The sequence below is a fragment of the Streptomyces phaeochromogenes genome, from assembly GCF_001418655.1.
GTDB lineage: Bacteria > Actinomycetota > Actinomycetes > Streptomycetales > Streptomycetaceae > Streptomyces > Streptomyces phaeochromogenes.
Window position 1 is genome coordinate 1 of record NZ_LIQZ01000005.1, and the last position, 14,270, is coordinate 14,270.

11 protein-coding genes and 1 pseudogene are annotated in these 14,270 nt (G+C 70.7%); 5 read left to right on the plus strand and 7 right to left on the minus strand.

The genetic code is table 11. The features are described 5' to 3' along the window. Positions 1 to 609: 609 nt before the first annotated feature. Complete coding sequence (locus AOK17_RS00740) at positions 610 to 1,608, minus strand: sigma-70 family RNA polymerase sigma factor (protein ID WP_055610265.1); 999 nt, start codon at positions 1,606 to 1,608, stop codon at positions 610 to 612. 178 nt (positions 1,609 to 1,786) lie between these two features. On the opposite strand from AOK17_RS00740, the gene AOK17_RS00745 reads away from it, so the two are divergent. Next, the gene (locus tag AOK17_RS00745) at positions 1,787 to 2,305 is read left to right on the plus strand and encodes a GNAT family N-acetyltransferase (protein WP_055610266.1); all 519 of its coding nucleotides are present in this window, start codon (positions 1,787 to 1,789) and stop codon (positions 2,303 to 2,305) included. A gap of 61 nt (positions 2,306 to 2,366) precedes the next feature. On the opposite strand, the gene AOK17_RS00750 is transcribed toward AOK17_RS00745, so the two are convergent. Then, positions 2,367 to 3,167 carry a dioxygenase family protein gene (locus AOK17_RS00750; protein WP_055610267.1) on the minus strand — a complete coding sequence of 267 codons (801 nt, stop codon included), beginning with the start codon at positions 3,165 to 3,167 and terminating at the stop codon, positions 2,367 to 2,369. A 149-nt stretch (positions 3,168 to 3,316) separates the two neighbouring features. On the opposite strand from AOK17_RS00750, the gene AOK17_RS00755 reads away from it, so the two are divergent. Next, positions 3,317 to 3,820, plus strand: a complete 504-nt coding sequence (locus AOK17_RS00755) for a MarR family winged helix-turn-helix transcriptional regulator (protein WP_055610268.1) — start codon at positions 3,317 to 3,319, stop codon at positions 3,818 to 3,820. 297 nt (positions 3,821 to 4,117) lie between these two features. On the opposite strand, the gene AOK17_RS00760 is transcribed toward AOK17_RS00755, so the two are convergent. After that, positions 4,118 to 5,659: an MFS transporter gene (locus AOK17_RS00760; protein ID WP_055610269.1), complete on the minus strand. Its 1,542-nt coding sequence runs from the start codon at positions 5,657 to 5,659 to the stop codon at positions 4,118 to 4,120. 166 nt (positions 5,660 to 5,825) lie between these two features. Further along, positions 5,826 to 6,470: a TetR/AcrR family transcriptional regulator gene (locus AOK17_RS00765; RefSeq protein WP_055610270.1), complete on the minus strand. Its 645-nt coding sequence runs from the start codon at positions 6,468 to 6,470 to the stop codon at positions 5,826 to 5,828. A gap of 264 nt (positions 6,471 to 6,734) precedes the next feature. Here AOK17_RS00765 and AOK17_RS00770 point away from each other — a divergent pair, with 264 nt between their 5' ends. Together AOK17_RS00770 and AOK17_RS00775 are read left to right on the plus strand one after the other, a co-directional pair. After that, a complete protein-coding gene (locus AOK17_RS00770) occupies positions 6,735 to 8,033 on the plus strand; it encodes a M6 family metalloprotease domain-containing protein (protein WP_055610271.1) in 1,299 nt (432 codons plus the stop codon). Between the two features lie 148 nt (positions 8,034 to 8,181). Further along, positions 8,182 to 9,855 carry an IclR family transcriptional regulator domain-containing protein gene (locus AOK17_RS00775; protein WP_055610272.1) on the plus strand — a complete coding sequence of 558 codons (1,674 nt, stop codon included), beginning with the start codon at positions 8,182 to 8,184 and terminating at the stop codon, positions 9,853 to 9,855. Between the two features lie 43 nt (positions 9,856 to 9,898). On the opposite strand, the gene AOK17_RS00780 is transcribed toward AOK17_RS00775, so the two are convergent. From AOK17_RS00780 to AOK17_RS00790, 3 genes are all read right to left on the minus strand, one after another. After that, positions 9,899 to 10,612 (minus strand): ScbR family autoregulator-binding transcription factor, encoded by a 714-nt coding sequence (locus AOK17_RS00780; protein WP_063997145.1) that lies wholly within the window; start codon positions 10,610 to 10,612, stop codon positions 9,899 to 9,901. 132 nt (positions 10,613 to 10,744) lie between these two features. After that, positions 10,745 to 12,079, minus strand: a complete 1,335-nt coding sequence (locus AOK17_RS00785) for a cytochrome P450 family protein (protein ID WP_055610273.1) — start codon at positions 12,077 to 12,079, stop codon at positions 10,745 to 10,747. A gap of 51 nt (positions 12,080 to 12,130) precedes the next feature. After that, positions 12,131 to 12,946, minus strand: a complete 816-nt coding sequence (locus AOK17_RS00790; RefSeq protein ID WP_063997146.1) for a ScbR family autoregulator-binding transcription factor — start codon at positions 12,944 to 12,946, stop codon at positions 12,131 to 12,133. Between the two features lie 301 nt (positions 12,947 to 13,247). Here AOK17_RS00790 and AOK17_RS00795 point away from each other — a divergent pair. Next, positions 13,248 to 14,270 (plus strand): annotated as a pseudogene (locus AOK17_RS00795) (acyl-CoA dehydrogenase family protein); the annotation flags it as partial.

Consider the following 14,270-nt stretch of genomic DNA (forward strand, 5'->3'; position numbering starts at 1 on the left):
GGCGGCGGGGGCGGAAAAAGGCCCGCCACAGGCACCCGGTCGGCAGGGTTTGCCCGCGTGGCACAATGTGCCACCCGGGTCACCCCGGGGTTCAGGTCCGGGGTGGCCCGGGCAGCCATGCCCAAAGATGGAGCCGAGCCCCGGCGCCAGGGGGGGAGGCGCCGGAGCTCGGCTCTGGGAGAGTCCCGGCGCCGGGGGGGGTGTGCGTCGGGACTCGGCTCTGTGGGCCCTGGAGTCTTGTGCCCCGGGGCCGATGTGTTGAAGCGGCGGTAAACGGACTTCTGTACGACTTTGTTCGAGACCTGACCCGACCGGCCCGGCAAGGCACGACCGACCCCGGCCCGACGTACATGGCCCGGTAGGACCGCCTGCCCCGGCGGAGCGAGGCCAATCCTCCCGAGGACAGTGAGTTTCACCGCCCAGGACGGCCCGCCCGGAACGGGTCCCGCCGCCGTCGCGGGAGGCGTCCCGCCCGCTTCCGGCAGACAGTACACACCCGCCCCCGCGAAACCGGTCACAACCGCCCGGCGCGCGATACGCGCCCCGGCCGGAGGCCACCCACACGGGGCAGGCCGCCGGCGGCCGGAGCACCCGGCCGCCAGGGGCGGCCTACGCGGCGGCGTCGAAGCCCGTGTCGCGGGCCAGCTTCTTCAGTTCCAGCAGCGCGTGCTTCTCGATCTGGCGGATGCGCTCGCGCGTGAGGCCGTGCTCCTTGCCGACCTCGGTGAGCGTGCGCTCCCGGCCGTCCTCGATGCCGTACCGCATCTTGATGATCGAGGCCGTGCGCTGATCGAGGCGGCCGATGAGGTCGTCCAGCTCCTCGCTGCGCAGCAGCGTGAGCACGGACTGCTCGGGCGAGACCGCCGAGGTGTCCTCCAGCAGGTCACCGAACTGGGTGTCGCCGTCGTCGTCCACCGACATGTTCAGCGAGACCGGGTCACGGGCCCAGTCCAGGACGTCGACCACGCGCTCCGGCTTCGTGTCCAGCTCCGCGGCGATCTCCGCGGGCTCCGGCTCACGGCCGTGCTCGCGGTTGAACTCGCGCTGCACACGGCGGATCCGGCCCAGCTCCTCCACCAGGTGGACGGGGAGGCGGATGGTGCGGGACTGGTCGGCGATGGAACGGGTGATGGCCTGACGGATCCACCAGGTCGCGTACGTCGAGAACTTGAAGCCCTTGCGGTAGTCGAACTTCTCGACGGCTCGGACCAGGCCCGCGTTCCCCTCCTGGATCAGGTCCAGGAGCGGCAGACCGCTGCGCGGGTAGCGGCGAGCGACCGCCACGACCAGGCGGAGGTTCGACCGGATGAAGATGTCCTTGGCCCGCTCGGCGTCGGCGACCAGCGCTTCGAGCTCCTCGCGGGAGGCCTTCACCTTTGTGTCGGTGACCTCGCCGTCGAGGATCTGCTGGGCGAAGACGCCCGCCTCGATGGTCTGGGAGAGGTCCACTTCCTTGGCGGCGTCGAGCAGCGGTGTGCGCGCGATCTCGTCGAGATACATGCCGACCAGGTCGCGGTCGGCGATCTCGCCGCCTACGACGCGAACACTGCGTGCCGCGTCGCTTCCGCCTGAGGCGGACTTACGACGGGCGACGGCACGGGTTGCCATGCGTGCTCCCTTGCGATGGTGGGCTTGCGGGTCCTGGTGGTTCTGGTGGTGGCTCGGACACCCTCTCGGGTGCCCTGCATCCGATGGAAACAACGACTGGAATCCGGACAGAATTCCCAACGCGCTACTCGATTTTTCTGATCTTGCAGTACCCTGTGCGGCCACCGAGGGAGGTCAGATGTCGTCGGAACGTACAGAGGTGCAGGTCAGACCGGGAGTCGAGAGCGACCTCGACGCCCTCACGGACATCTACAACCACTATGTGCGTGAGACGCCGATCACGTTCGACACAGCGACCTTCACTCCGGTAGAGCGCCGCCCTTGGCTGCTCTCTCACCCTGAAGACGGCCCACATCGGCTGATGGTTGCCACGGCCGGTGACTCACAGCGAATTCTGGGCTACGCCACATCCAGCGCTTTCCGGCCGAAGCCCGCGTACGAGACGTCCGTGGAGGTGACGATCTACCTCGCCCCGGACGCCGGCGGCCGGGGCGTCGGCACGCTGCTCTACAAGGCCCTGTTCGCGGCGCTCGCGGACGAGGACCTGCACCGGGCCTACGCGGGGATCGCCCAGCCCAACGAGGCGTCCGTGCGGCTGCACGAGCGGTTCGGGTTCCGGCACGTCGGTACGTACCGGGAGGTGGGCCGGAAGTTCGGGCGGTACTGGGATGTGGCCTGGTACGAGAAGGAGCTCTGAGGGGTCGGCCGGTGGGCCCGCCGGTCGAGCCTCCGGAGCTCCCCCGGTGGGCCCGCCGGGCTCAGCCGAACTGCACCGACCGCTTCGCCAGACCCAGCCAGAAGCCGTCGATCACCGATCGCTGGGCGTCCAGCTCGCCGGAGGCGTCCGCCGCGCCCATCGTCACGAAGAGCGGGGCGAAGTGCTCGGTGCGCGGGTGGGCCAGCTGTCCCGCCGGGGACTTGTGGAGGAAGTCGAGCAGGCCGTCCACGTCACCGGAGTCCAGGGCGCGGTGGCCCCACTCGTCGAACTCCGCCGACCAGCCGGGGATCCCGCCCTGCCGCAGGGCCGCCAGGTTGTGCGTGAAGAAGCCGGAGCCGACGATCAGGACGCCCTCGTCACGCAGGGGCGCCAGCTTGCGGCCGATCTCCATGAGGCGGACCGGGTCGAGCGTGGGCATCGAGACCTGGAGGACCGGGATGTCGGCCGCCGGGAACATCTCCACCAGCGGGACGTACGCGCCGTGGTCCAGGCCGCGGTCCGGGATGTCCTGGACGGGCATGCCGGGGGCGCGCAGCAACTTGCGGACGGACTCGGCGAGTTCGGGGGCGCCGGGCGCCTCGTACCGCACCTTGTAGTAGTGCTCGGGGAAGCCCCAGAAGTCGTAGACCAGGGGGATGGTCTCGGTGGCCCCGAGGGCGAGCGGGGCCTCCTCCCAGTGCGCGGAGATCATGAGGATCGCCTTGGGGCGCGGCAGGTCCTTGGACCAGGCGGCGAGCTGGCCGGGCCAGACCGGGTCGTCGGCCAGCGGCGGGGCGCCGTGGGAGAGGTAGAGGGCGGGCATGCGCTCCACGACGGCACGTTCCTCGGTGGCGGCGGACATGGCGGCGGCTCCCTTGGGGACTCGTTCGGCCGGCTCGGCCGATACCGTTCGACCCCGGCCGAGGCACTTGCTTGAAGTATCAACCTCTACAAAGTGAGGATACTCCCGATTTGTTTAACGTTCAAGGAGGGGTCTCGTACAGTAGATGCATGAACACGGCATCCGCTGACGAGCCGCGCTGGCTCAGTGACGAGGAACAGCGCACGTGGCGTGCGTACATCCATGCCACCACCCTTCTCGACGACCATCTCGACCGCCAGCTCCAGCGCGATGCGGGCATGCCTCACATCTATTACGGCCTGCTCGTCGGTCTCGCCGAGGCGCCCCGTCGGCGGCTGCGGATGACCGAGCTGGCGATGAAGGCGAAGATCACCAGGTCCCGGCTCTCGCATGCGATCGCGCGGCTGGAGAAGAACGGGTGGGTGCGGCGGGAGGACTGCCCTTCGGACAAGCGGGGGCAGTTCGCCGTGCTGACGGATGAGGGGTACGAGGTTCTGATGCGGAGTGCGCCTGGGCATGTGGCGGCGGTTCGGCAGGCGTTCTTCGACCGGCTCACGGCTGATCAGCAGAAGGCGCTTGGCGAGGCCATGCTGATCATCGCGGAGGGGCTGCAGCCGGAGGGTGCGGGGGCGGACCTGCCCTGGCTTCGGTAGGGCTTCGCCAGGTTCCTTATGGGTGCGGGTTGGTCGTGGCCAGGTCGCGCAGTTCCCCGCGCCCCTAAAAGCCAAAAGACTGCGCAGTTCCCCGCGCCCCTTGAAAGCCGCTCACGCGGCCCCTCGCGGGTCCCGGCCCGCGACCTCTACACCGGGCCCCGAGCCCTTGGGCATGGATCTGCCCCGGCTCCACCGCTCTCGGAGCCGGGGCAGATCCCGGTTCGTACGTATGAAGGCGTCCCCACCCCTGCATACGTACGAGGTCAGTGGGTGACCCCATGCGGGTCCGGTGTCGCGCTAGTGAGCGATGACCGGGACCTTCACGTCGTCCTCGGTGTCTTCGAGGGAGCCGGCGGCCGCTGCCGTGGCGTCGGGGCTGCCGGCGTTGATGAAGGTGAAGGCGATTCCGGCGGCCACGACGAGGATGCCGACGGCGAACCAGATCGCGTTGGTGTAGCCGTGCACCTGGGCCTGCAGCTGGACGAGCTGCTGCTGGGGCTGGGTGGTGGCACCGGCGATGTGATCCTTGACGTACGCCGTGGTGGCCGACGCGGCGATCGTGTTCAGCAGAGCCGTACCGATCGCGCCGCCCACCTGCTGCGAGGTGTTGACCATCGCGGAGGCGACACCGGAGTCACGCGGCTCGACGCCCAGCGTGGCCAGGGACATGGCCGGCATGAACGCCGTACCCATACCGAGGCCGAGCAGCAGCATCGCCGGCAGGAGCAGGGCCGCGTACGAGGAGCCGATCTCCATCTGGGTCAGCAGCAGCATGCCGGCCGCGGCGACCAGGAAGCCCGGGCCCATCAGCAGACGCGCCGGGAGGCGGTTCATCAGCCGGGCGCCGATCTGCGTGGAGCCCGTGATCATGCCCGCGATCATCGGCAGGAAGGCGAAACCGGTCTTGACCGGCGAGTAGCCCTTCACGATCTGCAGGTAGTAGGTCAGGAAGAGGAACAGGCCGAACATCGCGATGATCGCGAGACCGAGCGAGAGGTAGACACCGCCACGGTTGCGCTCGGTGATGACGCGCAGGGGCAGCAGCGGGGCCTTGACCTTGGACTCGACGAGGACGAAGGCCGCGAGGAGCACCGCCGACGCGACGAACAGGCCGATCGTCATGGAGTCGCCCCAGCCCTCGGACTCGGCGCGGGTGAAGCCGTAGACGAGGGAGACCAGACCGAGGGTGGACAGGACGACACCCGGGATGTCGAGCGGCGAGCGGTTGCGGCTGCCGGACGGCTCACGGATGACGAAGTACGCACCGGCGGCGGCGACGACCGCGAACGGGATGTTCACGAAGAACGTCCAGCGCCAGTCCAGGTACTCGGTGAGGAAGCCGCCGAGGATCAGGCCGACGGCGCCACCGCCACCGGCGATCGCACCGTAGATGCCGAACGCCTTGGCGCGCTCCTTGGAGTCGGTGAACATCACCGCGAGCAGCGAGAGCGCGGCGGGCGCGAGCAGCGCGCCGAAGGCACCCTGCAGGGCGCGGGAGCCGAGCAGCATCGCCTCGTTGGTGGCGGCACCGCCGAGGGCGGAGGCGCCGGCGAAGCCTATGAGGCCGGTGACGAAGGTGCGCTTGCGGCCCCAGATGTCGGCGATCCGGCCGCCGAAGAGGAGGAGTCCGCCGAAGGCGAGGGCGTAGGCCGTGATGACCCACTGCCGGTTGCCGTCGGAGATACCCAGGTCCTGCTGGGCCGAGGGCAGCGCGATGTTCACGATCGTCGCGTCGAGCACGACCATGAGCTGGGCGAGCGCGATGAAGGTCAGCGCTTTCCAGCGGTTGGAATCGGGGGCCTGCGCCGTACCGGCGGCGGCCTGGGCTGTTTCAGACATGGAGGTACCCACTTCGGGACTTCGGATCGAAAAAGGCAGTGAGAGGGCGCGGCACGTCGTCGGTGACGGCCGGGAGGTTCGGTGAGTTCGGTGCGTAAGTGGGGTTACGCGAGCACTGGTCGGGTCATCGCTGGTAGGGACCGCCGCAAGGGGCGGAAGTCATCGGTCAGGCTTTGCGCAGGTCCTCCATGGTCGCGGTCGTACCCGGCAGTTCGGATCGGGCCGGGGCCCGCAGACCGTCCAGGAACAGCTGCAGGTGACGGTGGACGAACCGGTCGAAGCACAGGGTCGCGGTACCGGCCGGGGGCCTGCTGAGCTGGGCCACGGCGATCATGATGTCGCCGACGCCCACGTCGGGTCGGAGCTGTCCGGCCTCGCGGGCGCGGGCCATCAGCCGCTCGGCCAGTTCCTCGATCCGCTCACGCGCCGCCTCCAGATCCGGGTGGTGCTGGTCGAAGGCGCTGGACATCATCGGGCAGAGGGCCGAGAGCCGCTCGTCGGCACAGGCGTGCACGAAGCGCGAGAGCGCCTCGAACGCGTCGCCCGTCTCGGCGAGCGCGAGTTCGGCCGCCTCCGACGTACGGTCCATGACCGAGCAGACGACCTCCCGCACCAGTGCGTCCCGGTCCGGGAAGTTGCGGTACACCGTGGCATTGCCGACGCCGGCCCGGCGAGCGACCTCGTCGAGCGGCACGTCGGGGCCGAACTCCACGAACATCTCGCGGGCGGCGGTGACGATCCGCTCCCGGTTGCGCAGGGCGTCGGCGCGCGGCCGGGTCACCTTGTGCTGTACGCGGACTGCGGTCTCCACGGCGTACTCCTTGAGCCGGTGGGTGCGATCCGGGGATCGAATCCCCGTTTCGCTCGGACACATGGCTAAACGGGGAAACGATCCCCGGTTATTTCCCAACCCCGAAGAGATTTCATGTGACCCGCGTCACACCCTCTCGGGGCTCCCGCGAGCAAGAAACCCACGATCGGGCTCCTCCAGCGCGCGCCCGCGCATCCGGCGGCACAGGGTGATCGAACAGGGTGCAGCCACACCGGCCGGCTGCCTGGAGCGAAGGGCGCCCGCATGCAGCCGACCAGCCGTCGGATATCCCCGCGCCGCCGCGCCGCAGCCTTCGTCACGGTCACCGTTCTCACCCTGGCGGTCAGCACCTCCGCCGGGACCGGACATCTGACGAGCGGTTCCCCCACGGCTGCGGGACCCATCGCGCTGGCGCGCTCCTCCCCCCTCGGTCCCTGCATGATCAGCGGCTCGATGGGCGTGCAGATGTCCGAGGGCATCCCCACCCCGGCCGGCTACTCGCGCTCCACGGGCACCGTCCGCGCCCTGAACCTGATGGTCGACTTCTCCGACGCGCCCGGCGAGGGCAGCGCGCTCGACCGGTTCGGCGAGTTCTTCCCGCAGACCACCAACTGGTTCCGCACCAGTTCGTACGGCCGCCTCGACTACCGCCCCGAGGCCCCGATACCCGGCTGGCTGCGGATGCCCAAGTCCTTCGAGGAGTACGGGATAGAACGCGGGGCCCCCTTCGACCCCGGCTACCGCGACCTGGTCCAGGACCTGGTGGCCGCGGCCGATCCGAAGGTGGACTTCAGGGAGTACGACCTGCTGAACGTCCTGATGACCCCGAACGCCGGACCCTCCGCCCTCGACACGGTCCTGTCGGTGACCTTCGCGGGCAACACGGAGGCGCCGGTCGCGGACGGGGTGCCCGTCGCGAACGCGTCCTTCGTCTACAGCCGCCAGGACGACGGCTCCGGCTCGTACGGCGAGACCGGCTACCGCGTACTCCCCCACGAGAACGGCCATGTCTTCGGGCTGCCCGACCTCTACACCCAGGACGGGGGCGCCGCGGTCGGGCACTGGGACATCATGAGCGAGGACTGGGGGGCCGACAACGACCTGCTGGGCTGGCACAAGTGGAAGCTCGGCTGGCTCGACGACGCCCAGGTCGGCTGCGCGTCCGCGGCCGGCACCACCGAGCACGTCCTGACCCCGCTGGCCGAGCCCGGCACCGGCGGCAAACTGGTCTTCGTCCCCGTCGACTCGAAGACGGGGTACGCGGTCGAACTGCGCACCCAGACGGGCAACGACGACGCGGTCTGCAAGTCGGGCGTGCTCATCTACAAGGTCGACGCGACCGTCGACACCGGCCGGGGCCCGATCACGGTGATCGACTCCACCAAGGACAGCGGCGGCTGCACCCGCAGCCCCAACGTCCACGCCGAACTCTCCGACGCGACCTTCTCCCCCGGCCAGTACTTCAAGGACCTCAGAACCGGCATCCGCATCACCGTCGCGGGCACCGACTCCACGGGCAACCACCAGGTGTACGTGACCCGGGACCGCCAGGCGGCGTCGTAGGGCGCGCCCAGCAACTGGGGCGCCCCAGTTTTTTTAGGGGCGCGAGGAACCGCGCACCCAGCCCCGACCGACCCGCACGTTCAACACGGCCCTTCCCGCGGAGCGACCCGCAGTCATTACCGTGGTCCGCACACCGTAATGGGGAGCCATGCCACCGACCCACCTCACACCCGCCAAGCCCGACGCAGTCGCACCCGTCGAGGCAGTAGCCCCGCTCATGCGAGGCATCACCGTACTGCTGAGGCTCACAGAGGCAGGCGGCACGTCGAGCCTCAGCGCCCTGGAGAAGGCCACCGGCCTCGCCAGATCCACGGTGGACCGCATCGCGGCAACACTGGCCCGCATGGGATACGTACGTCTCGACGGCCGGGACGCCGTGCTCACGCCGCGCCTGATGGAGCTGGGCAACGCCTACCTGGCCGCGCTGCGGCTCCCCCGGCTGCTGGACGGGCGGGCCGACGCGCTCGCCGACGAACTGGACGAGTCGGTGTCGCTGGCGGTCGGCGACCGGGACGGCATCCGCTTCATCCACCAGGCGACCCGGCGCCGCGCGATGTCGCTGAGCTTCCGCATCGGCGATCTGCTCCCGGCCGAACGGACCGCGCCCGGCCCGCTGTTCGCCACGCAGTGGACCGACGAGGACTGGACGCGCTGGCGCGAACGGCGGGCCGCCGATCCCGAGGACCACGGTTTTCCCGCCGTGCCGCCCCGTGAACACCCCACCGGGGACGAGGAGTTCGAAGAGCGGACGCGGGAGGCGGCGGCACGCGGCTGGGCGCTCGACGACCAGTTGATCGAGCCGGGCCTGGTCGCGGTCTCCGTGCCCGTACGGGATCGCGGTGGGCGTATCGCCTGTGTGGTGAGCGTGGTGAGCCACACCAGCAGGCACACCGCCGACTCCCTGCGGGACACCCTGCTGCCCCGGCTGCGGGCGACCGTGCGCGCGATGGAACGGGATCTGCGGGACGCCCCCGCCCAGCAGCCCGCCGCGCCTGTCGCACCCGCCGGACTCGCCACCTGGACCGGGGCCTCGAAGCACGAACTGGGCCGGGAGTTCATCGAGTCGCTGGCCCGCGGGCTGACCGTGATCACGGCGTTCGGCGAGGGCCGGGCCGAGCTGACGCTCACCGAGGTCGCGCAGGCCACCGGGCTCGCGCGGGCGACGGCCCGGCGTGCGCTGATCACGCTGGAGCACCTGGGCCAAGTGGCCGCCCACGGGCGGACGTTCACGCTGACGCCGCGCGTCCTGGCGCTCGGCTTCCCGCCCCTCTCCCGTACGACGCTTCCGCAGATCGCGGCCCCGCATCTCGCCGAACTCGCCGACCGGCTGCACGACTCGGCGTCCCTCGCGGTCCTCGCGGGCGCCGAGATCCAGTACACGGCCCGCGTCGCCACCAGCCGCATCATGAGCGTCAACATCACCGTCGGCACGCGTTTCCCGGCCTACGCGACCTCGCTGGGCCGGGTGATGCTCGCCGACCTCACCGGGGCGGAGCGGGACCCGCTGCTGACCGGCCTGCACGCGCTGACCCCGCACACGGTCACCGACCCGGGCGCTCTCACGACCACCCTCGATCGCGTCCGGGAGGCCGGATACGCCCTGGTGGACGGGGAGTTGGAGGAGGGGCTGCGGTCGATCGCGGTTCCGGTGCGGGACCGTACGGGGCGGGTCGTGGCGGCCGTGAACGTGGCGATGCACAGCTCTCGGCGGACCATCGAGCAGTGCCTGGGTGAGGTGTTGCCGGAGCTGGCCGCGACGGCCGGGCGGATCGAGGGGGATCTTCGGGTGGCGGGGCGGTTCGCCCGCGTGCCGGTCGCCTAGCCGGCGGGACACGCGACATCACTAGGGGGCTTGTCGCGCCCCGTCACGCCCCCGAGCGGGCCGTGACGCGGAACGGCGGGGGCACGGCATCGGCCCCCGCCGTTCCCTCCCGCCGCCCAGAGGGCACCAGCCCCTTGAGCGCCGCCTCCGTGGCGAGCCGCGGCAGCAGCAGCGCCCAGAAGCGGGTCAGCATGGACTGCGACAGCCACTGCGCGTTCCGGCTGCCCAGGGCCCCGAAGCCCACGGTGGCCGCGACCACGGCATGGGCCGCGTCCTGCGGCGCCACATCACGGGCCAGCGCGCCCTCGCGGGCCGCCTCGGCCAGTACGCCCTCCACCCAGGTCTGCCACCGCCGCCGAAGATCCGCCCCGGCCGCCACCGGCACCGGGCTCTCGCTCAGGTCGAAACCGGCCCGCAGGATCACGTCGTGCCGCAGGCCCCGGAGCAGCGCGTGCGTGGTGTCGACCAGCACCTGCAAGGACCCGCCGGAACCGGCGGCCCCGGGACCCCCGGCGGCCTCGGCCCTCGCCCGGCCCTCGACCGTGATCCGCCGGAGCCGCTGCGCCGCCGCCTCCCACACCGCCGCGGCCAGGGCCGCCTTGCTGGCGAAGTGGAAGTGCAGCGCGCCGTTGCTGACCCCCGCCCGGGCGCTGATCGTGGACAGGGACACGACGTCGAAGCCGTCCTTGCAGAAAAGCTCGGCCGCCGACTCGATCAACGCGTTGCGCGTACGTACCGCGCGTTCCTGCTGGGCCATCAGAGCGCTCCGTTGCTGCGAGGGGCGTGCCGGAGAGGCGCCTTCACGATAACAAACCGCACGTGCGGTTTCTATTGTCGGGTCATTGCCTTTTGCTACTGCTACGACCCCTGTCCCCTGCTGCCGCTCCCGCTACTGCTGGGCTCGGAGCACGGGCAGCGAGCCGTAGCCGTTGACGATGAAGGACTCCACCGGCTCGATGCCGTCCGCCGGTGCCGCCAGGGTCAGCCCGGGGAAGCGGTCGAACAGCCCCGCCAGGGCCACGCTCGCCTCGATCCGCGCGAGCGGTGCCCCCAGGCACCGGTGCACCCCGAACCCGAAGGCCAGGTCCTCGCGGCGGCCCGGGCGCAGCAGGTCGAAGACGGCGACGTCGTCCCCGTACGCCTCCGGATCTCCGGACGCGGCGGCGAAGGAGACGAGGATGGGGTCGCCCTTGCGGATCAGTACGCTCTCGGACCCGCCGTCGGACCGGTCGCCGGACTCGTCGGACTCGCCGGACTCGGCATCGGATCCGCCGTCGGCCGGTACGGGATTCCCCGGTGCGGGATTCCCCAGTGCGATGTCGTCGACCGCGAACCGCATCGGGGAGTACGCCGCCGGGCTGTGCACGCGCAGTGTCTCGTCCACCGCGTCCATCCAGGTGGCCCGGCCGGCGCGGACGTGGGCGAGCTGTTCCGGGTGGGCGAGCAGGGCCCCGACGGCGTTGGTGATGAGCGTGCAGGTCGTCTCCTGGCCTGCGGCGATCATGAGGTAGAGGGTGCCGAGGAGTTCTTCCTCGGTGAGCCCGCCGTCCGCGTCCTGGTCGTGGGCCTCGATCAGCGCGGACGTCAGATCGCCGCCGGGTTCGGCCCGCTTCTCGGCGACCAGCCCGGCGAGCATCCCGAAGACCTCGATCTGCGCGGCGGCCATCCGCTCGGCGGACACGGCCGTGCCGAACACCAACTCCAGCGCGGCGCACAGGGGTTCGCGGGCCTCCTCCGCCACCCCGAACAGTTCGCAGATGACCCGCATCGGCAGCAGCTTGGCGAACTCCGTCCGCAGATCGATCCGTTCACCGGCGGGCACGGCGGCCAGGTCGTCCAGCAGCCCGGCCGTGATCTCCTCGATCCGTGGCCGCAGGGCCTCGCTGCGGCGCGCGGTGAACGCGCCCGCGACCAGTCTCCGCAGCCGGGAGTGGTGATCCCCGTAGGCGAACAGCATGTTCTCGTTGGCGACCCACGGATACAGCGGCCACTCGGGGCCTATCCGCCCCTCGACGAAGGCGGGCCAGTGCTGCCGGGCGTCCTTCGACACCCTTGGATCCAGCAGGAGTTGTTTGACGTACTTCTGCCGCACGGCCGCCCAGGCGACCACTCCGCCCGGCAGTTCCACCTCGGCCACCGGCCCTCGTGAACGCAGCTTCTCGGCCTCCGAGGCGAGATCGCGCCCCGTCACGTCCAGCGCGTAAGGGCAAGCAGACATGTCCATCCGTGCACTCCGTTCGGTCGGTCCTCGACGCGCCCCCGACGCGAGGGCGCTTCACTGAGCGGCGGTCGCGACCCCCGCGGGCGCCTCAGCCTCAACCTCAGCCCCGGCGCTGGCACCGGCATCGGCCCCGGTCTGCGGGCCGGCCGCGATGTCCGCCTCCGGCCCGTCCTCCAGGTCGCCCTCGCCCTCGCCCTCGGCCGCCTCCGCCTCGCGCAGCTCCATGGCCTCGCGGTGGATCCGCGCCGCCCGCTCCGGTGTGAAGTCCAGCCGGACGAGCACGCCAGGAACCGCGATCGACGGCATCAGATGCCGGTAGAGGTCGGCCACCCGCTCCGCCAGGTCCGCGCGGCCGGTCATGATCCGCGACAGCACCTGTACGCCGGTGAAGGCGCCGACGAACAGCTTCGCGAGCGAGTCCACATCGGCGTGCGGCAGGACCTCGCCCTTGGCCTTGGCCTCCTGGAAGAGGGCCTGGGTGTGGTCCTGCCAGGCCTTCATCGGCACCCGCCGATTCAGGTGGTCCTTGGGCGACCCCTGGTCGACGGTCAGCCGCACGCTGCCCTGGACGATCGGATCACCCGTGTCCCGCTTGAGCAGATACGCGAGCAGCAGCGCCTCGTCCAGCGACTGCTGGAGCTTCAGCTCCTGTTCGGGCACCCGCGGCAGGGACTCGACCTGCGCCGCGAGGACCGCCTGGGCGAGCTCCTCCTTGGACGTGAAGTGGAAGTAGAGGGCGCCCTTGGTCATGCCCGACTTCTTGAGGACGTCGGAGATGGTCGCCGCTTCGTATCCGACCTCGTCGAACACCTCGGCCGCCGCGACGAGAAGCGCCCGCCGCGTCCGAATGGCCCGCTCTTGCCGCGCCACGAACAACCTCCGTACCATCCCGCACATCGGGAAAAGAGACCATGAGGTCTGTACCGGGCAGCTGCGACCTCGCGGCCCAGAATAAAACCAGCCGAACGGTTTCTCAAGGATTCACCCACATCGAACTCGCGGCCCCCTCCTGAGCTGCATCTAAGCCTCGGCCGCGCCGTGAGCGCCCCCCGAAGGCTCCCCCAGTAAGCGCCTTCGCCCCCTGAGCACCCTTGAAAACAAAACCGGTTGGTACGTATCTTCGGTGCGCAGTGGTTCGTACCTGACCGGTTCCCACACCCAGGGGAGTTCGATGGCCGCGCCAGCACTCACCAAGACCCACCCCGTCGCCGACGAGCTGGCCCAGTTGCTCTTCGAGGGCGCCGATCGCGAACGCGTGCACGGGGCCTGGCGTCGGCTCGTGTCCGGCAAGGAGTTCGCGTACCGCCCGGGGCTGCCGCCCGAGGAGCGGACGGCCCTCTCGTACGAGCGGCTGCGGCTCCTCAACGACGCGGCCGGTGACCCGGTGGAGCTGGCGGCCGATCCGTACCGCCTCGCCGGGCTGCACGAGTGGACGGGACCGGTGGACGGCGGGCTGACGACGCTCGCGAGCATCCACTACAACCTGTTCCTCGGCAGCGTCCTCGACCACGACGGCGGCCGGGACAGGGACCTGTCCGCGTTCACCTCGCTCCGGCGTACAGGAACGTTTCTGTGCACAGAGCTGGAGCACGGGAACGATGTCGCGTCGATGGAGACGGTCGCGGTGTTCGACCGCGTGACGGGCGGCTTCCACCTCACCACCCCCACGCCGGGCGCGCGGAAGTTCATGCCCAACACCAGCCTGACCGGCGGCCCCAAGACGGCGGTGGTCGCCGCCCGGCTCGTCATCGACGGCGAGGACCAGGGCACCTTCCTCTTCCTGACCCCGCTCAGCGACGAGAACGGCCACCTGCCCGGAGTACGGGTCCGGCCGCTCCCCCAGCGCACCGGCACCCCGGTCGACCACTGCCTCACCTCGTTCGACCGGGTGTGGCTGCCGCGCGAGGCGCTCCTTGAGGCCGAGCACGGGCGGCTCGGCGCCGACGGGACGCTGGCCAGCACCCTCGGCAACAGGCGCAAGCGGCTGCTGCGTTCCATCAACCGCGTCACCATGGGCAAGCTGTGCATGAGCGCCGGCACGCTGGGCATGTCACGGGCCGCGCTGACCATCGCGGTGCGGTACGCCCACAGCCGCCTCCTGGCCGGACCGAAGGCGGGCGAGCGCATTCCGCTGGCCGCCCACCGCAGCCATCACGGCCGGCTGCTGCACGCGCTGGCGACGGCGTACGCGATG